At 61.9% G+C, this 21214-nt stretch carries 14 protein-coding genes and 2 rRNA genes (1 of these 16 cut by a window edge); 13 read left to right on the top strand and 3 right to left on the bottom strand.

Going from position 1 to position 21214, the window contains the following annotated elements:
• From I6L47_RS09805 to I6L47_RS09765, 9 genes are all read left to right on the top strand, one after another.
• Positions 1-756 (top strand): 23S ribosomal RNA (locus tag I6L47_RS09805); it begins 2134 nt to the left of the window's first position.
• Positions 757-876: 120 nt separating this feature from the next.
• Positions 877-991 (top strand): 5S ribosomal RNA (gene rrf / locus I6L47_RS09800).
• A gap of 183 nt (positions 992-1174) precedes the next feature.
• The gene (locus I6L47_RS09795) at positions 1175-1681 is read left to right on the top strand and encodes an NUDIX domain-containing protein (RefSeq protein WP_216949224.1); all 507 of its coding nucleotides are present in this window, start codon (positions 1175-1177) and stop codon (positions 1679-1681) included.
• Positions 1682-1813: 132 nt separating this feature from the next.
• On the top strand, positions 1814-3976 hold the full coding sequence (locus I6L47_RS09790) for an AsmA family protein (protein ID WP_216949223.1): 2163 nt from the start codon (positions 1814-1816) through the stop codon (positions 3974-3976).
• Positions 3977-4121: 145 nt separating this feature from the next.
• Positions 4122-5504, top strand: a complete 1383-nt coding sequence (locus I6L47_RS09785) for a DUF3404 domain-containing protein (protein ID WP_216949222.1) — start codon at positions 4122-4124, stop codon at positions 5502-5504.
• Complete coding sequence (locus I6L47_RS09780) at positions 5501-6148, top strand: response regulator transcription factor (RefSeq protein ID WP_129503364.1); 648 nt, start codon at positions 5501-5503, stop codon at positions 6146-6148. Before I6L47_RS09785 ends, I6L47_RS09780 begins: the two co-directional genes overlap by 4 nt.
• A complete protein-coding gene (locus tag I6L47_RS09775; RefSeq protein WP_216949221.1) occupies positions 6145-6975 on the top strand; it encodes a DUF2861 family protein in 831 nt (276 codons plus the stop codon). Before I6L47_RS09780 ends, I6L47_RS09775 begins: the two co-directional genes overlap by 4 nt.
• Positions 6976-7233: 258 nt before the next feature.
• Positions 7234-9435, top strand: a complete 2202-nt coding sequence (locus I6L47_RS09770) for a glycoside hydrolase (protein ID WP_216949220.1) — start codon at positions 7234-7236, stop codon at positions 9433-9435.
• A 95-nt stretch (positions 9436-9530) separates the two neighbouring features.
• Positions 9531-10061 (top strand): GNAT family N-acetyltransferase, encoded by a 531-nt coding sequence (locus I6L47_RS09765; protein WP_216949219.1) that lies wholly within the window; start codon positions 9531-9533, stop codon positions 10059-10061.
• A gap of 88 nt (positions 10062-10149) precedes the next feature.
• Here the strand turns inward: I6L47_RS09765 and glnE are convergent, their stop codons facing one another.
• From glnE to I6L47_RS09750, 3 genes are all read right to left on the bottom strand, one after another.
• A complete protein-coding gene (gene glnE / locus I6L47_RS09760) occupies positions 10150-13023 on the bottom strand; it encodes a bifunctional [glutamate--ammonia ligase]-adenylyl-L-tyrosine phosphorylase/[glutamate--ammonia-ligase] adenylyltransferase (protein ID WP_216949218.1) in 2874 nt (957 codons plus the stop codon).
• Between the two features lie 159 nt (positions 13024-13182).
• Entirely contained in the window at positions 13183-13629 is a 447-nt protein-coding gene (locus I6L47_RS09755) for a GNAT family N-acetyltransferase (RefSeq protein ID WP_040068004.1), read from the bottom strand.
• 83 nt (positions 13630-13712) lie between these two features.
• Positions 13713-14963 carry a methyl-accepting chemotaxis protein gene (locus tag I6L47_RS09750; RefSeq protein WP_216949217.1) on the bottom strand — a complete coding sequence of 417 codons (1251 nt, stop codon included), beginning with the start codon at positions 14961-14963 and terminating at the stop codon, positions 13713-13715.
• 101 nt (positions 14964-15064) lie between these two features.
• Between I6L47_RS09750 and I6L47_RS09745 the strand changes: the two genes are divergently transcribed.
• The 4 genes from I6L47_RS09745 to nudC all read left to right on the top strand — a co-directional run bounded on the left by I6L47_RS09745 (position 15065) and on the right by nudC (position 21049).
• Entirely contained in the window at positions 15065-15817 is a 753-nt protein-coding gene (locus tag I6L47_RS09745) for a potassium channel family protein (protein WP_005354446.1), read from the top strand.
• Between the two features lie 146 nt (positions 15818-15963).
• Positions 15964-16569 (top strand): TIGR04211 family SH3 domain-containing protein, encoded by a 606-nt coding sequence (locus I6L47_RS09740; RefSeq protein WP_005335443.1) that lies wholly within the window; start codon positions 15964-15966, stop codon positions 16567-16569.
• Positions 16570-16883: 314 nt separating this feature from the next.
• Entirely contained in the window at positions 16884-20048 is a 3165-nt protein-coding gene (gene putA / locus I6L47_RS09735) for a bifunctional proline dehydrogenase/L-glutamate gamma-semialdehyde dehydrogenase PutA (RefSeq protein WP_216949216.1), read from the top strand.
• 221 nt (positions 20049-20269) lie between these two features.
• On the top strand, positions 20270-21049 hold the full coding sequence (gene nudC / locus I6L47_RS09730) for an NAD(+) diphosphatase (protein WP_216949215.1): 780 nt from the start codon (positions 20270-20272) through the stop codon (positions 21047-21049).
• Positions 21050-21214 lie beyond the last annotated feature (165 nt).

Below are 21214 nucleotides of genomic sequence, written 5' to 3'. Positions count from 1 at the left end.
TGCGCTGGAGCCGTCCTTGAAATACCACCCTTGTATGTTTGATGTTCTAACGCAGGGCCCTGAATCGGGCTCGCGGACAGTGCCTGGTGGGTAGTTTGACTGGGGCGGTCTCCTCCCAAAGAGTAACGGAGGAGCACGAAGGTTGGCTAATCCTGGTCGGACATCAGGAGGTTAGTGCAATGGCATAAGCCAGCTTAACTGCGAGACGGACAGGTCGAGCAGGTACGAAAGTAGGTCATAGTGATCCGGTGGTTCTGAATGGAAGGGCCATCGCTCAACGGATAAAAGGTACTCCGGGGATAACAGGCTGATACCGCCCAAGAGTTCATATCGACGGCGGTGTTTGGCACCTCGATGTCGGCTCATCACATCCTGGGGCTGAAGTCGGTCCCAAGGGTATGGCTGTTCGCCATTTAAAGTGGTACGCGAGCTGGGTTCAGAACGTCGTGAGACAGTTCGGTCCCTATCTGCCGTGGGCGTTGGATGATTGAAGGGAGTTGCTCCTAGTACGAGAGGACCGGAGTGAACGAACCTCTGGTGTTCGGGTTGTCACGCCAGTGGCACTGCCCGGTAGCTAAGTTCGGAATCGATAACCGCTGAAAGCATCTAAGCGGGAAGCGAGCCCTGAGATGAGTCATCCCTGACCCCTTGAGGGTCCTAAAGGGCCGTTGGAGACCACAACGTTGATAGGTGGGGTGTGTAAGCGCGGCGACGTGTTGAGCTAACCCATACTAATTACCCGTGAGGCTTAACCATACAACACCCAAGAAGTGTTCTAAGGCTTGTAGCAAATAGAACGAACTACTCAAATTCAGTGATAGTGACAAGCCAAGCGCAACATCACTACTCACGTCAGCTTTCTAGATTAAGAATTTGCCTGGCGGCCATAGCGCCGTGGAACCACCTGATCCCATGCCGAACTCAGAAGTGAAACGCGGTAGCGCCGATGGTAGTGTGGCATTCGCCATGCGAGAGTAGGACACTGCCAGGCACCCAATACAAGAAACCCCGCTCAATGAGCGGGGTTTTTTATTGCCTGCAATTCAGCAAATAGCCTGATAATTGCTCCGTTTTATTCCTCTCCCTTTGAATTCCTCGTTTTCCCCGTCGGTTTTACTCATAAAAAACGGTCGCAACAGCTTAAAATGGCGCTTTATTTCGTCGGAGATAGCCCATGTTTTGTCCAAAATGCGGCGGTCAAACCCTGCAGAGCGTCAGCCCCAAAGAGTTTCGCTGTGGCTGCGGTTTTCATTTTTTCCAGAATGTGGCGACGGCTGTGATGGTGGCGCTTTGCTGGCAGGATGAGGTGCTGGTTGCGGTGAGGGCCGACAATCCGGGCAAGGGGTTGCTGGATCTGCCTGGAGGATTTGTTGATCCCGGCGAGTCGCTGGAGGTGGCGCTGGTGCGCGAGTTGCAGGAGGAGCTGGGGCTCGATGTCAGCGCTCAACCTTTTACCTATCTCGGTTCATTCCCCAATATCTATCCCTACGACAGTATCACCTACCACACCTGTGACACCTTCTTCGCTATCAGGCTGAGTGAAAAACCGGTCATCCAGCCGGCTGATGATGTGGCCGCCTGTCAGTGGCTGAAGATCAGCGATATTCCCTTGTCCCGCTTTGCTTTCGAATCGACGCGCACCGCGGTGGCGCGGCTGCAGCAATCCTCTTTGCAAGCCTGATCCCTGCTGATGACGATGGGGATTGGCAGCGACCATCCCTGTCTCATCCTTGTCCACTTTTGTCCCGCAGACGCCATTCGTCAGACGGTGAGTGGTATAGTCAGCAGTGGATCCGGATTCAAGGAGCATATCGTGAAGAAGATAGTTCTCATCTTGCTCGGCATTGCCGTGGCGGCCTTGCTGGCCATCGTGACGCTGATAAGCCTTATCGACCCCAATCAATTCAAGCTCCAACTGGCTGAACAGGTGCGCAAGAGCACGGGCCGGGAACTGGTGATGGCGGGGGAGATTGACTGGCGTTTCTGGCCGAGTCTCGGGTTCTCGCTGGAGAAGGTGGCTCTGCGCAATCCGGTCGGTTTTGCCGAGCCGGATCTGGTTCGTTTCGAACAGGGCGAGGCCTCGGTGGCCCTGTTGCCGCTGCTCTCCCATCGTCTGGAGATTGGCAAGGTGACCCTGAGTGGCGCCCATCTCTTTATCCAGACCAAGGCGGATGGCAGCTCCAATCTGAGCGGACTGCTCAAAGATGCCACTGCTGATGCAAGCGAACCGGTCGCTCCCTCAGCCCCAGCGCCAACCGCTGACAGCAAGCCCTGGCAGATCAGCTTGCAGGGTGTCGCGCTCTCCCAGGCCAGTGCACTGGTACAGGATGATCGCAGCGGCACCTCGCTGCGACTGGATCGCCTCGATCTCGATATGGGGCAGCTGGCCACCGATCAGTGGGAACCCGTGACGCTGGCCGCCAAAGGGAGTGCCGACAAGCTCGCTTTCGACGTTAAAGGGCAGACCCAGATCAAGCTGGCGCAGGAGGTGATGGCGAGTGAACTGAAAGATCTGAGCCTCAGTGGCAGCCTGAGTGACCCGTCCCTGCGACTCGACAGTTTCTCCATCAAGGCAGACCGACTGGCCCTTGGTGAGTGGAGCAACCTCACGTTGGCGCTGAAGGGGGCCAAGGTAGAGGGGCAGCAAGCTTCACTGGCTGGTTCGCTGGAAGGAACACTCAAGGGACGGCTCGATAAAGAGATGAAGCTGGCCGAGCTCTCCGATGTGCTGCTGACGGCAGTGCTGGAAGGTGATGCGCTGCCACGCCCGCAGATGAAGCTGAAACTGGCCGGGTTTGCCCGTGCCGAGCTCGACAAGCAGTTGATTACCCTGAGTAAGCTGGTGATGAGTGCCGATGAGGCGCTGCTGAGTGGTGATGGAACCGTGCAGCTTGGTGCCATTCCCGCAATCAGCTTCGATCTCAAGGGGGAGACGCTGGATCTCGACAAATGGCTCGCCAAATCGGTACCGACCACGACCGCACAGGCGAAAAAGGACAAACTGGCGGCCAGCGCCCCCAATGCCGCTGCAAGTGACAATAAAGCGGTAACCGGCAAGAGCGAAGCCCTCTCCGCGGTTGAACCGGATTTGGGCGCGCTCAAAGGTGTGGATCTGGATGGTCGGTTGCAGCTTGGCAGCCTGCGTCTGAAAGGGCTGGATCTCGGCGCTGTCGATCTGCAGGTGGCTCTGGCCAAAGGGCTGCTGACGCTCAAACAGTTCAGCGCGTCCGTGGCGGGCGGTCAGGTAAGCGCAAAAGGGGTTCTCGACGCACGCCAGCAACCCGCCACCTACAAGGTGCACAAGCAGGTGGCCGGAGTGAACATTCGTCCCTTGCTGCAGACTCTGGCCCAGAGCGATCTGCTGGAGGGTAAGGGCGATCTCGATGTGCAGGTGCAGGGGCGTGGTCTCTCTTCTCTGGCATTGCGCAACGGAATGCAGGGCAAGGTTACCTTGAAGCTGAGCGACGGCGCCCTGCATGGCATCAACCTGCCGGAGATGATCCGCGAGGCGCGGGCCACCCTCACCGGCAAGGGGGCCGAGCAGGTGAAGGAGGCGCGCAAGACCGACTTCAGCGCTCTGACCGCCAGCTTCCAGATTGCCGATGGCATCGCCCGCAGCAAGGATATCCAGCTCTTTGCCCCCGCCTTGCGGGTCAAGGGGGAGGGGCAGACTGCGCTGGTGCCGGAGAGCCTCGACTTCCTGTTCCTCACCTCCATTGTCGAGAGCAGCAAGGGGCAGGGGGGCAAGGATGTGGATGAGCTCAAAGAGATCACCATTCCGGTGCGGATCGGCGGCCACTGGCAGGCTCCCAGCTATCAGCTCGACGTGAAGGCGCTGCTCAGCAACAACAAGCTGCTGGAGGATAAGGCGCGCAAGGAGGCCGAACGCGGCCTCAAGAAGCTGCTGGGTGACAAGGCCGACAACGAGGCCGTCAAAGGGGTGGCTGACCAGCTGCTCAAGGGACTGTTCAAATAGGTGACGGTTCATATGGGCTGGCGCGAGCCGCGCCAATGCCGTTAGCGGTTGACCGGATGTCAGCGCCATTGAAAAATGGCGCTGACATTTTTTATGGCGCAGTGATCTGCTGCGCCTTCATCCGGAGTCATCTCGAGTTGAACTCATGCGCCTGATCCTGCTGCTCTGCTCCCTGATCTGCTACGGCATGGCGTATCCCGTGCTGGCCGGGCCGCTGGCGGATCGTCTGGCTGGCGAGCTGGCCAGGCAGGCTCCCGAACAGGCGCTGCCTCTTGACGAGGTGCAGCGGCTCGACCGGCGCTTGATTGCTCCCGACTCCCTCTATCCCGCCTGGCAGCGCTATCCGCTGCGCCAGCTGCAGGCCATCTATCGCTATCAGCAGGAGTGCGGGACAGATAATGACTTACCCGCCGAGTGGCTGCCGCTGCTGAGGGCGCTTTGTGGCCAAGGGGCTAAGCCCTCGACCAGCTGGTTTGCCGCTCACCCAATCTATCCGCTGGGCGGCTCCAGTGCGGCTCGCTGGCAGGTTGATCATCCGGCGGCTGGGCTCGACGCTCTGCTCCATGTGCGGGAGCGGAGCGATCGGTTGGGGCAGCTTGGCGAGCTTGATGATGACAACCTCGACGCCCTACTGAGGGGCGAGCGCTGGCTGCTGCAATCGGGTCAGATCTGGGTGCTTGCCGATGGGCAGTGGCGCCGTTATGGTGCCGGGCAGTGGCAACCGCTGGCCGAGCGGCTTGGCGTGACGCTGGATTGCCGCACAGCTGGTACTTGTGAAGAGCGAGTCGGAGCGATCTGTTTCAATACTCGCCCCACGCTTGACTGGCAGTGGCTGGCGCTGGCCAGCTCGCTTGGTTTTATCCTGTTGCTGGGGTGGGCCAGCTGGCAGCGCTGGTGCCTGCTGCGGGAGCGGCGCGTCGCATTGCAGATGCTGACCCACGAGCTGCGTACTCCCATCATGGCGCTCTCTGGCATCAGCGAGGAGCTGCGCCACGATTTCGACCGGCTGCCCCCTTCCGCCCAGCAGAGCGTGGGTCAGCTGCTGGGCAGTGTCGCCCGTCTGCATCAGTTGGCGCAGGCCAGTCGCCACTATCTGGCGGCAGAGACCCTCGAGGATGAGCGGGTTGCGGTCAGTCTCACCGAGTGGCTCACCCTGGCTTGTGAGCGGCATGGCGCTACCTTCTGCCTTGAGCGGGAGATGACTCTGGCGCTCCCCTTTTATTGGCTCGATCTCGCCCTCGACAACCTGCTGCGCAATGCCAGCCAGCATGGTCGTGCGCCGGTTCGGATCTGTGCCAGCTGGCAGGCGGGGCGCTTGAGCCTCGCAGTCAGCGATGGCGGCGAGCTGCCAAATTACCGGCTCGCTACCCTGCTGCGCCGCGGTGCCCGTGCCGATGGTCTGGGGCTGGGGCTTACCATCGTGCGCCATCTGCTGCGCCGTCTTGGCGGGCGCCTCGCCCTATCCGGCCCGCCCACTACCTTCACCCTGACGCTGCCCTGCCAACTCTGGAGCGACCCCGAATCATGAAGACCATCTTGCTTGTCGAAGACGAGGCATTGCTGGCGGAGAACCTGCAACGCTATCTGACCCGCGAGGGGTATCGCTGCCTCTGGTGCGACACCCTGACTGCGGCGGAGCAGCAGTGGCTGGCGGCGGATCTGGTGCTGCTGGATCGCACTATGCCGGAGGGGGATGCCCTCGACTGGCTGCCCCAGTGGCAGGCACGCAAGGCGCTGCCAGTGATCGTGCTCACCGCCAGGGTGGAGGTGAGCGATCGGGTGGCCGGGCTCGATGCGGGGGCGCGCGACTACCTGACCAAGCCCTTCTCCCACGACGAGCTGCTGGCGCGGATCCGGGCCCAGCTGCGCCAGCTGGGGGATTGCACTCAGGTGGTGGGCGGCTTGCAGCTTCATCCCGCCCGGATGCAGGCGAGTTGGCAGGATGCGGAGGTGAGCTTTACCCCCACCGAGTTTGCCCTGCTCACCCTGCTGGTACGGATGGCGGGGCGGGTGCTGAGTCGGGAGGAGATCCTCAATCGGGTATGGGGCTATCAGGCGTTTCCCTCCACCCGCACGGTTGATACCCATATTCTGCAACTGCGCCAGAAGCTGCCTGGGCTGGCCATCGAGACGGTGCGCGGTATCGGCTACCGGCTGGAGGTGCCAGCGTGAAGCGTGCAATACTGGCCGCGCTGCTGTTGGCTCTAAGCGGCGGCCTTCTGAATGCAAGCAGCGTGATGGCAACAGAGGGTCTGGCCACCGATCGCGCCGACTCGCTGCAACCGGCTACCTTGGCGCTGTTGCAGGGGGATAATCGGCACGCCTGGCAATCTTTGCAGCAGGCTTGGCCTGGCCTTAACAGCGATGCCGAGCGCCGTAGTTGGCAGGGGATGCTGGCTGAGCTCAGTGCCCAGCACTGCGGCAAGGATTTCCCGCTGACCTTGCCTGATGGGGTGAGCGAGCTGCGTCTTGAGTTGATCCAGCGCGATGCGCCGCTGCTGCGGGACTATCGGGTGCAGTTGACCGGCGAGGGGCCCATCACCACCGCGGAACTTATCGATCCCGCTGGCCGCGACCGGCTGGCAGGCGCCCAGTGGGAGGCGGAAGAGAACTCCGGAGTCAGGGTCGTGGGGGCCGATCTGCCGACGCCTTTACCAGCCGGACTCTATCTGCTGCGGCTGGCGGTGGCGGGCAAGGATTGGCAGGTGGCGTTGCCGCTGCCTGCGGTGCAGGATCTGGACTGGCTCTCCCGCTCGCCGCAGGCGGTAGCCAATCTCCCCGTCAATCCTGCGGCCTGCACGCCGCTCTGGCTCGATCAGGCGGTGCTGGCTCGCCCGCAATACTCACTGCTGTGGTGGAACCGTCTGCCTCTCGATGGCAAGGTGGATTGGCCTGCCGCCACACCCGACAGTTGGCGCACCCTATCGCTGGTGCAGACCAGCCAGCGTGGCCAGCTGGTGTTGCAGCTGAGCCACAGTCAGGCGGGGCCGGTGGAGTGATGCCAAGGGGTTGAGTCGCTGCTGGTCGCGATGGATGGTCAGCCTCAGTCACAAATGGTTTCATTGGTGCAATAGCTGTCACTTTTTGCTGATGTTATTTGCAACAATCGGCTAGTGGATGGTGGTGGCGATTAAACGGGACATTGCTGAGAGGAGGCTCCGTCGCCAATCTGTGCTTAATCCTGACATTGGCCTGACAATCCAAGCCCGCCGATCTGCTGCAATGGCGGCTCCCGTTTTTATCAGGAATCACCGACCATGACTTCTTTCCCCGTGCTGGCGAGCCGGATCCGCCCGCTGCTGCTGTTGATGCCGCTGTTCTCCCTGCCTGCCGAGGCGCTGACCCTGGCCAACGATCAGTGGCGCATTGAGCTGGATCCCGCCACCCTGTCGGCCGAGGCTGTGCTGCCATCGGGCAAGCACCTTCTCATCTCTTCTCCCGGCCCGCGTCAGCCGGTCACCGCTCTGCAGCAGGAGGGGGAGCGCGCCAGCTGGCTGACCCGTGCCGATGGCGAGGTGCGTGCCTTGGCTCGCCTTGAGGGTAACCGTCTGATCCTTACCCTCAGCCGTGCGAGTGCTGGCGAGCTGGTGTGGCCGCGGGTACCGGCAGGGGCGCAGGCGCTGATGCTGCCGATCTACGAGGGATTTCGCATTCCGGCTACGCACACTGCGTGGCGCAAGGCGCTGGCGCAGGAGTATCAGGGGGTCAACACCACGGATAATCTGACCCTGCCGGTGGTTGGGCTGGATCACGGCGATCAGCAGCTGGCGATCCTCTTTGCCAATCCCTTCAACAACCGGCTCACCTTTGCTCCGAAGCAAGATGGCATTGCCCTGACGGCGACCCATAGCGTCAACCGCCTCAATCTGGCTGACCCCTATGAGGTGGAAGTATCGCTGCAGCCGGGTCACGACTGGCTGGCGGCGGCCAAGGCCTATCGTCACTGGTTGCAGGGACGGAGCGAGCTGGTCTCGCTCGAGAGCAAGCTGGCGGCGGTGCCGGATGGCAAACGGCTGATCGGCGCCTCTCACCTCTACCTCTGGGGCGAGCGACTGCTGGTGCCACAGGATGTGAAAAGCTGGCCCGCGTTGCGCCGCCTGATCCCCGCCGACTGGCTCAAGGGGGAGAGCAAAACGGCGCTGCAAGCGCCCGATCTGGCCCGCAACCGCTATCTGCAAAATCTGGTGCTGGCCGGGGTGGCGCAGGCGCTCGCGCTGCGCCATCCGGGTCAGCAACCGGCCGATTTCACTGCCCGGCGCGCGCTGGCGGCCAAACAACTGGGGGCTGCGCTTAACGATCCGCAGAGCTGGGGCGATGGCAGCTCGGCCAAGATGATTGATGCCCTCAAACAGGCTGGGCTACCAAAACTCTGGCTGGGGTTGCCCCAGTGGACGGCGGGTTTTGCCGCGCCGCAGGGGATTGAACTTGCCAAAGCGGCGGGTTATCTCATCGCTCCTTACGACTCCTACGATACCGCGCTGCCGGAGGGGAATCGTCAGCAGAGCTGGCTCACCGCTCAGATGGGGCAGGATATCTACCTGCGCTGCGGCATCATGCAGGAGAACGGACGGCGCAAGAGCGGCTTTCAAAGCAGCGGCGTTTACACCAATCAGGCCTGCGTGCGCCCTGTGATGGAGCAGCGAGTGCCAAAATTGCAGCAGGCGAGTCACTACAACAGCTGGTTCCTCGATGTGGCGGCGACCGGCATGGTGTTTGATGACTTCGATCCGGCCAAGCCGACCAGTCAGGCGCAGGATGCGCAAAACCGGATGGCGGGGATGGCGTGGATTGCCAAGAGTCAGGGTGTGCTGGTGGGCTCCGAGGAGGGCGGGGCGGTAGCCAACCGCACCGCGGCCTTTGCCCATGGCCCCCAGACCAGCGGCTTTGGCTGGCAGGATCCCGATATGCGCCGCAACAAGCGCTCTCCCTACTATCTGGGGGTCTGGTATCCCGACTATCAGCCTGCGTTCTTCTTTCGCCAGAGCCGCCTCAAGCCCGAGTATCAGGGGCTCTACTTCGATCCGGCGCTGCGGTTGCCGCTGTTCCAGAGCGTCTTTCACGACAGCATAGTGACCACCCATCACTGGACGATGGATAGCCTCAAATTCAGGGAGAGCCGTCAGGTCACCGAACTGTTGCAGCAGCTTTACAACGTGCCGCCGCTGCTCAACCTCAGTCTGGATAGCGCCAGCGTGCGCATTCCCTATCTCAAGGGGCTCGATGCCTTCTTCCGTCCGCTGCATGAGCGGCTCTACAACCAGCCCCTCACCGGTTTTCGCTGGCTCGATAAAAGAGGCGTGGTGCAGCAGAGCGAGTTTGCCGATGGCACTCGACTGATTGCCAACTTCGGCCCGGCCACCGAGCTGGCAGGGATAAAACTGGCCGCTCAAAGCGTGCTGGCGCTGCTGCCCGATGGCAGCCAGCAGCAGTTTGTCTCGCAACCGGATGGCGCCCGCTAATCGGGCGTTCTGGCTTTTATTTCATCATAGGATGCTGTGGCAGAACTTTTCATGTATAGATGAACGTTCTGCAAAATAAACGAGAGGTAGTTCTGATGATTGAGAGTGAAGTGATTAGAGAGGTAAACCATCCGGCGTGGCCGCTGGTCTGGCAGATCTATGGCGAGAGTTTTCCCCGCTACGAGCAGCGCCAGTCACAGCATCAGCCCCAGAAGATGCGGGATCCTCGCTATCACTGCCAAATCTTTTATCAGGACGGCCTGCTGCTCGGTTTTATCTTCTGGTGGGCGTGTGGCGAGCAGATCTATATCGAACATCTGGCCATCAATCCGGTGCTGCGCGGCCGCAACTACGGCAGCCGCCTGCTGGCCGAATTTTGCGAGCGGGCAGGCAAAACCGTCATTCTCGAGATCGATCCGCCAGAGGACGAGATTGCCATTCGCCGTCTGCGCTTCTATCAGGGGCTGGGCTTTTGTCTCAACGACTATGCCCATCTCCACCCGCCCTATCAGCCAGATTACGAGGGCCATGCCCTAAGGGTGTTGAGCTATCCGGGGCTTCTTGAGGAAGAGGCCTATCAGCGTTTCAACCAGATGCTGGTGGAGACGGTAATGGATCACGGCTGAGCAACCGTAAGGATGCTGATTTGCCGATAAGTGAGGGGCCCGCCTGAAGCAATTCAGGCGGGCCCCTTTTCATTGTCGTTGGCGGGAATTACTCCCCCAGCAGCAGTTGCCAGACCGCCAGCACATGGCCTCGTTCGGTCAGTAACTGGTCGTCGCTCACCTTGCGGGAGATCTCCGAGAGGTTGAGGCGATGGCCGAGGTTGCGGATCTCCAGATAGGCCTGCTTCAGCCCCTCCGCCTGCTCCAGGGTCAGCACCCCCGCCATGACGCACTCATCGAAGATGCGTACGTTATCAGACCAGCGGGTGAGGGCATCGGGCTCGCCGCAGGCGTGGGCCAGCACCAGATACTGGGCGATAAACTCGATATCCACCATGCCGCCGGGGGACTGCTTGAGGTCGAACTCGCCGGCACCGGCTTTGAGCAGGTGATCCCGCATCTTGTGGCGCATCTCGCGCACCTCGCGGGCCAGGGTCGGCAGATCCCGCTCCTTGGCCAGCACATCGCGGCGGATGCGGGCAAACTCGGCAATGATGGCGTCATCGCCATAGATGGGACGGGCCCGCACCAGCGCCTGATGCTCCCAGGTCCACGCCTCGTTTTGCTGATACTGCTCGTAGGCCGACAGCGACGAGACCAGCAGGCCGGAGTCGCCGGAGGGGCGCAGCCGCATATCGATCTCGTAGAGGATCCCGGAGGGGGTGCGGGTGCTGAACAGGTGCAGGATCCGCTGGGCTAGGCGCAGGTAGAACTGGCGGCTGTCGATGGGCTTGCGGCCATCTGTGTAGCTGTTGGGGTCGCCGCCGTGCAGGAATACCAGATCGAGATCCGAGCCGTAACCCAGCTCGATACCGCCCAGCTTGCCATAGGCCACCACCGCAAAACCGCGCTGGCCGCTTAACGCCACCTCGGGCGGCACCCCGTAGCGTTCGCTCATCTGGGCCCACGCCTGATTGACCACCTCTTCGGTGATCGCCTCCGCCAGCCAGGTGAGGTGGTCGCTCACCTTCATCAGCGGCAGGGCGCCGGCGATGTCGGCCGCCACGATGCGCAGCAACTGCACCTGTTTGAACTGGCGCAGCGCCTCCATCTGCTGCTCCACATCTTCCTCGGGGATGCGCAGCAGGAACTGACGCAGCTGGGGCTTGTACTGATCGAGCGGGGTGGGGTGATAGAGGTGCTGGGGATCGAGCAGCTCATCCAGCAGGATGGGGTAGCGGGCCAGCTGTTCGCTCACCAGATGGCTGGCGTCGCACAGCCGCACCAGCTGGCGCAGGGCGCCCGGGTTTTCCGCCAGCAGCTGCAGATAGGCGCTGCGGGTGAAGATGCGGGTAAGCAGCTCACACACCCGCTCGAACAGGCGGGCGGGCTGCTCACTGGCGACCACCAGCCGCAGCAGCTCCGGCATCAGCCAGTCCAGCGCGATGCGCCCCTGCGGCCCCACCTGACGGCGCTTGTACTCCTCCTTGAAACGCAGCAGCGCGGCGCAGAGCGGGGCGGGCTCGGCCCCCCCCTGCGCAGTCAGCAATTTTTCCAGCTCGGCGGCGTCGAGCTCGGTGCGCCACAGATCGAGCCAGAGCTGCTCCAGATGGGCGGGGGCCTCCTTCTCTTCCCCCACCACGGCGGCGAACTCCTGATGGACGGCGGCCATCTCCTCATCCAGATGAGCCATAAAGGCGCCCCAGTCGGCAAAGCCGAGGGCGGCGATCAGCCGCTGGCGATCCCGCTCCTCGGTGGGCAGGGTCTGGGTCTGTTGATCGCCGATCTCCTGCAGAATGTTTTCGACCCGGCGCAGGAAGCGATAGGCCGTCAGCAAGCGGTCGCAATGGGCGGATTCGAGGGCGCCACATTGGGCGATAGCGGCCAGCGCTTCGGGCAGGTGGCGCACCCGCAGCGCCGGTTCACGACCGCCGCGAATAAGTTGCAGCGCCTGGGCGATAAACTCCACTTCGCGAATGCCGCCTGCTCCCAGCTTGATGTTGCCCTCCAGCCCCTTGCGGCGCACCTCGGCGGCGATCATCGCCTTCATCTGGCGCAGGCCGTCGATAACGCCAAAGTCGATATAGCGGCGAAACACGAAGGGGCGCAGCATCTCGGCCAGCTCCACCGCGTGTTCACACTGGGGCCCCAGCACCCGCGCCTTGACCATGGCGTAGCGCTCCCAGTTGCGGCCGTGATGCTGGTAGTAATCCTCCATGGCTGCGAAGGAGATGGCGAGCGGCCCCGCATCGCCAAAGGGGCGTAAGCGCATATCGACCCGGAACACCTGACCATCCTGAGTGGGCTGGTGGAGGGCGTTGATGATGCGCTGGCCCAGCTTGATAAAGAACTGCTGGTTGGCGAGTTCGCGCCGCCCGCCGACCGTGTAGCCGTTCTCGGGGAAGGTGAAGATAAGGTCGATATCCGAGGAGAAGTTGAGCTCGCCACCACCCAGCTTGCCCATGCCGAGGATCAGCAGCGGCTGCGGGTTGCCATTGCCGTCCATCGGGGTGCCCAGCTCGCCACACTGTTTGGCGTAGAGCCAGTCGCGAGCGGAGCAGATCAGGGCATCCGCCAGTTTGGTCAGGTGGATAAAGCTCTCTTCCACCGCCGCGTGGCCCAGCAGCTCGCGCCAGGCGATCACCAGCATGCGGCTGCGGCGGAACTGGCGCAGGATGCGCTTGAGCGCCTCTTCATCGCTTACCTCGGCGAGCAGGGCGGTCAGATCGCGCTGGTAGGCGTGCCAGCGTTCGGTTCGTTCCAGATCTCCGGAGGCGAGCAGTTCGGTCAGCAACTCGGGCTGTTTGAAGAGGGAGTCGGCGACAAAATCGGAGAGGCCGAGCAGGGTCAGCAGGGTCTGGCGAACGGGCTCGGGCAGCGAGCCATAGTCGGGGGCCAGCTCGACCAGTCGCTGCCATTGGCGCTCGGCCTGTTCTTGCAGCAGGGGGGAGAGGGCGGAGAAAGAGGGAGAGTGCTGGGCCACGGTTGCCGTCCTTGTGGTTCACTACAGCGGGTTAACGACACGAGGTTAACAACGCTGCCGGTTCAAAATGGTGGCTGCCAATCTAGCACTGTCAGGCCCCCGCGTCACAGCGCAGGGGCGAGAAGCATGATCCGGCGGGAATTATTGACCGCCAGTCAATCAGGTGCGCTGGTAGATGGCAGGGTTGTAGATCTCCATCAGGCTGTCTGGACTTGCTGGGGGCGCAAAGCCAAAACCGGCATAGAGGCCGTGAGCATCAGAGGTGGCGAGAGCGAGACGCCGTAATCCCTGCAACTCGGGATGGTCGACAATGGTTGCCACCAGTGCCTTGCTGTAACCCCGGCCGCGGTACTCAGGCAGCACGAAGACATCGGCCAGATAGCCAAAGGTGGCCTTGTCGGTGATGACCCGGGCGAAGGCAACCTGCTGACCGTCGACATAGCCGCCAACGCAGAGGGAGTGGTTGATGGCCCGCACCACAGTGCTGTGGGGAATACCACGGCACCAGTAAGCCTCTTGGGAGAGAAAACGGTGGATCAGAGGCACATCGAGCCGCCCCTTGTCGTCACTGAGCTCGAGTGGTGGGTGCGTTGCATTCTGCTGCATATTGGCTCCTTGCCGTGCGCTGGAAATGAGAAAGGCCCCCTCAAGGGGCCTTCCAGTCTAACCGGATTGGGGCATCAAAACAGTCAGACGAGTTTGAAGGACTGGATCTGGCTGTCGAGCTCCTTGCTGTGCAGCTCGACCAGCTCGGAGGCCTCTTGCAGTTCGCGCAGCACCACGACGGAGCCTTCGGCGATCTGCTTGACCTGCTCCAGATTGCCGCGCATCTCTTCGGCGACCGAGCTCTGCTGCTCGGAGGCGGCGGCGATGTGGCGGTTCATGTCGGCGACACCCTGTACCCGCTGCACTATGGTGGCGAGCTGGGTACCGGCCTGGGTCACCTGTTCTACCCCCTTGTCGGCCTGCTGTACGCTTTGGGCCATCAGCTCGCCAGCCTGATGGGCATTGCCCTGCAGCTGTTCGATCATCTTCTGGATTTCGACGGTGGCGGCCTGAGCCCGGTTGGCCAGCTCGCGCACTTCGGAGGCCACCACGGCAAAGCCACGACCCGCTTCACCGGCGCGAGCCGCTTCGATGGCCGCGTTAAGTGCCAGCAGGTTGGTCTGTTCCGAGATGCCGCGAATGGTGTCGACCACAGAGCCAATGCGCTCGACCCCCTGCTCCACCTCGTTGACCACGGTGGCGGAGCGCTGGATGTTGCCGGAGAGGGTGTCTATGGTGCTGACGGTGTCGGCGACGCAGCGGCTCCCCTCTTCCGCCAGCTGGCTGGTTTCGGCGGTGGCGTGAGAGGCCTGATCCGCATGGGCGGCCACTTCGCGAATGGCGCCGACCATCTGGCTCATGGCGCTGGCCAGCTGTTCGATCTGGGTGAACTCTTCGTTGATCGCTTCGTTGGCCTCTTCCATGCAAAGGGTCACCTGGGAGGCGATGTCGTTGAGCTCCTTGCAGGCGGCACGCTGGTTGCCAAACACCTCTTTGAGGTTCTCCTGCGAGTGTGAGACAGCCTTGGCGATGTCACCGAATTCGTCACGAGACTTGAGCAGTACCTTGTGGCTGAGGTCCCGCTTGGCGAAGCGTTCCAGCAGGCCCACCAGATAGTGCACCTGCTTGACCATCAGGCGTGAGCCGGTGAGCAGCAGGATCACGAACAGCAGCCCCATGATGGCGGTCTCCATCAGGCCGGTCCAGAGCAGGCGATTGGAGATCGCATCCGCCTTGGCGGGATCGAGCCCTTCGCTGAGCAGGGTCGCTTCCAGATTGTTGGCGTCAAACCAGAGTTTTGTCAGTAGCAGGAGGGTACTGAACACCATCAGCAGCACCACTTTGGGTACCAACCGGATGTTGCTCATTCTTTTCTCCAGCAGGTTCAGCTGCATTGTCATTCTCCTTTTAAAAGCCGTTTTTTCCTTTGCCCTCAGGACTATCGGCATTATCTTCTGTTTTATTAATTTGCACTGTGCTTAAAGTTGGAAAATGTATGCGACATCACTTAACTCATCTGCGGGCGATGGATCTGCTGATGGCATTTCTGTCGATTATCTCGGTTGTGCTGGTGACGGCCCGCTGGTGGGGCCATGAGAGCCTGACACCACAGACCCTGCAGCTCTTCTATGACCTCGACAGTCTGATCTGCTACTTCTTCCTCGCGCACTTTGCTTATGGCTGGATCCGGGCCTCCGATCGCAAGGCCTATTTCAAGGCCAACTGGATCTATCTGCCGGGTAGCCTGCCGATGGCGGAGCAGTTGCGCTGGGCGCGGTTGATCCAGCTTTGGCGGGTCTATCAGCTGTTCAAGGAGCACCCGGATCTCTGGGCCATGTTCCGTCGCGAGCGCAACGAGACCACTCTCTCCGGCATCCTGTTTCTGTTCTTCCTGCTGCTGGGGGTGGGCTCCGGCGTCATGTACTGGATTGAGTCAGGCCAGCCCGGCAGCCAGATTGAGACACCCTATGACGCGTTCTGGTGGACGCTGGTGACCCTCTCGACAGTGGGTTACGGGGATCTGGTGCCCAAGACCGAGGAGGGGCGCTTTGTCGCCAGCCTGCTGATCCTGTTCGGGGTCGGTCTGTTCGGTGCCATCAGCGGTTTTATGGCCAGCCTGTTTTTGCAGCCCAACAAGGGGGATGGCGAGACCGACAAGTGGCGTCATCACTACAACAACCAGCAAGAGGAGCTGCTGCGGGAGATCCGCGCCCTGCGCAGCGAGGTGCAGGAGCTGAAAAACAAGTGAGGCCGCAGACGGGCAAGTTGCGAGGTGACTCGCAACTCTGCGCGTATTATCCCGGGGGAGGTGCTTTTTCTTTGCTTGTCCTTTAACCTGCTGGCGGCTTAACATTCAACCTCTTGTCCAAACCTGAAAAAGAGAACCGATCGACCATGCGCGCCCTTCTCGGGATTTTGATCTGCTTGTGTGCCCAACAGGCACTGGCCGATACCCGTTATGTTTCAGACAACATCTTTACCTATATCCACAATGGCCCGGGTACCCAGTACCGGATCCTTGGCAGCGTCAAGGCTGGTGAACCGCTGGAGGTAAAGGCGGTGAACAGCGAGGCCGGTTTTACCCAGGTGGTGGACGGTCGTGGCCGCGAGGGGTGGATCAAGAACAGCGAACTGCAGAGCCAGATCAGCCTGCGCGAGCGTCTGCCCCAGGTGGAAAAAGAGCGCGATGAGCTTAAAGATCGCCTGCAGAACCTCAACGGTGACAACGAGAAACGCTTCACCGAGAAGGATGGCCAGATCGCTGCCCAGAGCAAGGAGATCGCCGCCCTCAAGGCCCAGCTGGTCAGTCAGGGTGAGGAGATGAGCAATCTTAAAGAGCAGAATGATGCCCTGACCCAGAGCTACGACAACCAGGAACATGACATGCAGATGGACTGGTTTATCCGTGGTGGTGCCATGGTGGGGGCCGGTATTCTGCTTGGCATCCTGCTGCCCATGCTGCCCCGTCGTCGCAGCCGCGGCGATCGCTGGATGAACTGACAGCATCTGGCTGAATGAATTGCTGAGAAGGGTCGCCGTGGCGGCCCTTCTTTTTTTGGGGCGTATTGGGCGGAATGCGTGGCTGCTTTGCGATAGAGCGGCGGCAGATCGTATACAAAATGAAGTCAGATGACCCTCACGCTTGCTGGCGTATTGGCTTCAAAAGGGAATTCATGGGGTGAATGAGCGATCTTTGTTAAAGAGTGGCAACAAATTCATTTCATATAGGGTGCAACATTGTATACATTATCGGCGTTTCGGCGGCACGTCCGCCTTTGTCGATATCAGCCCTAGGGCGTACAGGAAGACCCCATATGTTCAAAGCTACTCAAGTGCTTGCCGCTGACTATATCCCCTCTGATCTGGCCGCCCTGCGCGAAGCCATCACCCAGAACTACGTGGTGGATGAAAATGCCTATCTGGCCGAACTGTCGGCCATGCTGCCGGGGGATGGCGCCTCGCTGGAGCAGGTGACCCAGCGTGCCCGCACCCTGGTGACCAAGGTGCGCAAGGAGAGCGGCTCCGGTGACGGTATCGACGCCTTCCTGCAGGAGTACAGCCTGGATACCCAGGAGGGGATCATCCTGATGTGTCTGGCCGAGGCGCTGCTGCGCATTCCCGATGCCGAGACCGCCGACGCCCTGATCAAGGACAAGCTCTCCGGCGCCAACTGGTCCTCCCATTTTCGCAAGAGTGATTCCACCCTGGTCAACGCCTCCACCTGGGGGCTGATGCTGACCGGCAAGATCATCAAGCTGGACAAGAAGCTCGACGGCAACCCGGCCAACCTGCTGGGGCGTATGGTCAACAAGCTGGGGGAGCCGGTGGTGCGCTCCGCCATGTACGCCGCCATGAAGATCATGGGCAAGCAGTTCGTGCTGGGGCGCGACATGAAAGAGGCGCTCAAGGCGAGCCGCAAATCCCGCGAGCTGGGCTACACCCACACCTACGACATGCTGGGTGAATCGGCACTGACCATGCAGGATGCCGACAAGTATCTGACCGATTATCGTAACGCCATCGAGGCGGTGGGCAACGAGCGCATCAGCGACGGCGGCCCGGCCCCTTCCATCTCCATCAAGCTCTCGGCGCTCCATCCGCGCTATGACGTGGCGAACCGCGAACGGGTGCTCGGCGAAATGTGCGAGCGGCTGGTGGGGTTGGTGCGGCTGGCCCGCGACAAGGATGTGGCCATCAGCATCGATGCCGAAGAGATGGACCGTCTCGAGCTCTCTCTCGATCTGTTCGAGCAGCTCTACCGCTCCGACGCCAACCGTGGCTGGGGCAAGCTCGGCATGGTGGTGCAGGCTTACTCCAAGCGTGCACTGCCGGTACTCTGCTGGCTCACCGCCCTGGCCCGCGAGCAGGGTGACCTCATTCCGGTTCGCTTGGTAAAAGGCGCCTACTGGGACAGCGAACTGAAATATGCCCAGCAGGCGGGCCTGCCCGGCTACCCGCTGTTTACCCGCAAGGCGGGTACCGATATCTCCTACCTCGCCTGCGCCCGCTACCTGCTGAGCGAGCCGACTCGCGGCTTTATCGCTCCCCAGTTCGCCACCCACAACGCCAATACTGTGGTCAGCATTCTGGAGATGGCTGGCGATCGCCAGTTTGAATTCCAGCGCCTGCACGGTATGGGGGAGGAGCTGCACAACGCCGTGCTAAACGACAATCCCGGCCTGCACTGCCGCATCTATGCGCCGGTCGGCGCCCACAAGGATCTGCTGCCCTATCTGGTGCGCCGCCTGCTGGAGAACGGGGCCAACACCTCCTTCGTCCACAAGCTGGTGGATCCCAACACCCCGGTGGACTCGCTGGCCGAGCACCCGCTGCGCACCCTCAAGCGCTACTCCGGCTTTGCCAACGACCGCATTCCGCAGCCGGTGAACCTGTTCAGCGACCGCAAGAATTCCAGCGGCGTCAACATGAACATTCTCTCCATCCAGCGCCCCTTCTTCGCCCGCTTGAAAGAGCTGGAGAGCAAGCAGTGGTTGGCGGGCCCCATCGTCGATGGCGAGACCCTCAAGCGCAGCGAGGCACGCACCGTGCTGAGCCCGCAGGATGTGAGCCTCACCGTCGGCAAGATCCACTGGGCCGACGAGCAGGCGGTGGAACAGGCTTTGGCATCCGCCCACGCCGCCTTCCCGCGCTGGCGCGAAACCCCGGTGAGCGAGCGTGCCGCCGCACTGGAGAAGCTGGCAGATCTGCTGGAAGCGAACCGCGAGCAGTTTGTCTCCCTCTGTACCCGCGAGGCGGGCAAGCTGCTGCAAGATGGCATCGACGAGGTGCGTGAAGCGGTCGATTTCTGCCGCTACTACGCGGTGCAGGCCCGCAGCCTGATGGGGCAGGCGACCCTGCTGCCTGGTTACACCGGCGAGCAGAACGAGCTGTTCCTGCAGGGGCGCGGGGTGTTTGTCTGCATCAGCCCGTGGAACTTCCCGCTGGCGATTTTCCTCGGCCAAATCGCTGCGGCGCTGGCCACTGGCAACACCGTCATTGCCAAACCGGCGGAGCAGACCGGCCTTATCGCCCATCTGGCGGTGACTCTAGCCCATCAGGCCGGTATTCCGGGCGACGTGCTGCAACTGCTGCCCGGTGACGGCGCTACCGTGGGTGCCAAGCTGACAGCGGATCCGCGCATCGGCGGCGTCTGCTTCACCGGCTCCACCGAGACCGCCAAGCTCATCAACATGACCCTGGCCCAGCGCGATGGCGCCATCCTGCCACTCATCGCCGAGACTGGCGGTCAGAACGCCATGATCGTCGACTCCACCGCGCTGCCGGAGCAGGTGGTGCGCGATGTGGTGAGCGCCGCCTTCCAGAGTGCCGGTCAGCGCTGCTCGGCCCTGCGGGTGCTCTACCTGCAGGAGGAGATCGCCGAGCGGGTGCTGGAGATCCTCACCGGCGCCATGCAGGAGCTGAAAGTGGGCAACCCGGCTGAGCACAACACCGATGTCGGCCCGGTGATCGATGCCGATGCCAAGGCGGGGCTGGATGCCCATTTGGCCCGGATGATCCCGCGAGCTCGCCTGATTGCCCAGGCGCCGATGCCCGCCGCGACCATGGAGGGGCACTTTGTCCAGCCGACCGCGCTGGAGATCGGCTCCATCCGCGAGCTGGCCAAGGAGCAGTTCGGCCCCATCCTGCACGTGGTGCGCTACGCCACCCGGGATCTGGACAAGGTGATCAGCGATATCAACGGCACCGGCTACGGCCTGACGCTGGGGATCCACAGCCGCAACGAATCCCACGCTGAGGAGCTGGCGAGCCGCATCAACGTGGGCAACGTCTACATCAACCGCAATCAGATCGGCGCCATGGTCGGGGTGCAGCCGTTCGGCGGCCAGGGGCTTTCCGGCACCGGCCCCAAGGCGGGTGGCCCCCACTATCTCGGGCGGTTTGTTACCGAGAAGACCCGCACCATCAACACCACGGCGGTGGGGGGCAACGCCTCCCTGCTGGCGATGGGCGATGCCTGATCCGCGTCGATAGAGGCCGGATACTGGATGCCGGATAACAGCGGGCCGCCTCAGGGCGGCCCCTTTATTTGCGCCATCCGTTTTTTACGAATGGGACAATCGGCCACAGCGGGGTCGTCAGCGACCCGTGCTGGTCGTAAGATGGAAGCCATTCGCGCGGCGTTTGCCCCTTGGCGGGCCAGCCGTGGTCAGGGTTCTGTTTTAACGAGAGTGTTTATCTGATGTCATTAACCGAACAAGCCCGCTGGTTCGTGCTGGGGGGCGATCATCTGGTACTGCTCGATCAGCAGGGTCAAGTGCCACAGGGCAGTAAAGCGTGCCTGCCCACAGCGCTGGCTGACGCCCATTTTGAGCGTTTCGACGAGTGGCAGGGGCTGCCCTGCTATCTGCTCGATCTGGGTGATGAGGCTGACACGAGCGCTATGAGCCCTCTGCGCCAGCTGATGGTGGCGGGAGACGAAGAGGGCTTTCGCCTCGCAGGTCGTGCCTGGCAGCTCGTTACCTTCCGCCGCACCCACCGTTTCTGCGGCGAGTGCGGCGCCCCCATGACCCCGAAGGCGGGGGAGTGGGCGCAGGTGTGCCACCACGGCCACACGGCTTATCCGCGCATCTCCCCCTGCATCATAGTGGCGGTGCGCAAGGGGCCGGAGATCCTGCTGGCGGCCCATCGTCGTCACTATCAGGCGGACGATCCCATGTATACCGTGCTGGCCGGCTTTGTGGAGGCAGGAGAGAACCTCGAGCAGTGCGTGGCGCGGGAGGTGTTCGAGGAGAGCGGCATCCGGGTGCGCAATGTGCGCTATGTGGCGAGCCAGCCCTGGCCCTTCCCCCACAGCCTGATGATGGGCTTTACCGCCGACTACGAGAGCGGCGAAATCCGGGGGCAGGATGACGAACTGGTGGCTGCCGATTTCTTTACCGCCGACCGCTTGCCGCGTTTGCCGCCCCACGGCACCATCGCCCGGCGGCTGATCGAGCGTTCGCTGGCGGGCGAGGGGTAACGAAGCGCTTATCTTTTCGCCAATCTTTTTGCACTTCATTTTAAAAACGGGGCGCTCTGGTTTGCGCCCCTTCACATCTTTGCAACCGCGCGCCCATTTGCCACGTTTTGGGCAGTCCGCTCCGGTGGGCAAAGTGGTATTATGGCCGCCATTTTATGCGTGATA

Origin of the sequence: Aeromonas sp. FDAARGOS 1417 (genome assembly GCF_019046985.1) — a bacterium.
Taxonomy (GTDB): domain Bacteria; phylum Pseudomonadota; class Gammaproteobacteria; order Enterobacterales; family Aeromonadaceae; genus Aeromonas; species Aeromonas veronii.
This window is presented reverse-complemented; position numbering and strand designations above follow the sequence as displayed.

Bases quoted from the DNA above. Each gene is read 5' to 3' on its own strand.
- I6L47_RS09795 (WP_216949224.1), top strand. From the start codon at position 1,175: ATGTTTTGTCCAAAATGCGGCGGTCAAACCCTGCAGAGCGTCAGCCCC.
- I6L47_RS09785 (WP_216949222.1), top strand. From the start codon at position 4,122: ATGCGCCTGATCCTGCTGCTCTGCTCCCTGATCTGCTACGGCATGGCG.
- I6L47_RS09780 (WP_129503364.1), top strand. From the start codon at position 5,501: ATGAAGACCATCTTGCTTGTCGAAGACGAGGCATTGCTGGCGGAGAAC.
- I6L47_RS09770 (WP_216949220.1), top strand. From the start codon at position 7,234: ATGACTTCTTTCCCCGTGCTGGCGAGCCGGATCCGCCCGCTGCTGCTG.
- I6L47_RS09765 (WP_216949219.1), top strand. From the start codon at position 9,531: ATGATTGAGAGTGAAGTGATTAGAGAGGTAAACCATCCGGCGTGGCCG.
- I6L47_RS09755 (WP_040068004.1), bottom strand. From the start codon at position 13,629: ATGCAGCAGAATGCAACGCACCCACCACTCGAGCTCAGTGACGACAAG.
- I6L47_RS09750 (WP_216949217.1), bottom strand. From the start codon at position 14,963: ATGCAGCTGAACCTGCTGGAGAAAAGAATGAGCAACATCCGGTTGGTA.
- I6L47_RS09745 (WP_005354446.1), top strand. From the start codon at position 15,065: ATGCGACATCACTTAACTCATCTGCGGGCGATGGATCTGCTGATGGCA.
- I6L47_RS09740 (WP_005335443.1), top strand. From the start codon at position 15,964: ATGCGCGCCCTTCTCGGGATTTTGATCTGCTTGTGTGCCCAACAGGCA.
- putA (WP_216949216.1), top strand. From the start codon at position 16,884: ATGTTCAAAGCTACTCAAGTGCTTGCCGCTGACTATATCCCCTCTGAT.
- nudC (WP_216949215.1), top strand. From the start codon at position 20,270: ATGTCATTAACCGAACAAGCCCGCTGGTTCGTGCTGGGGGGCGATCAT.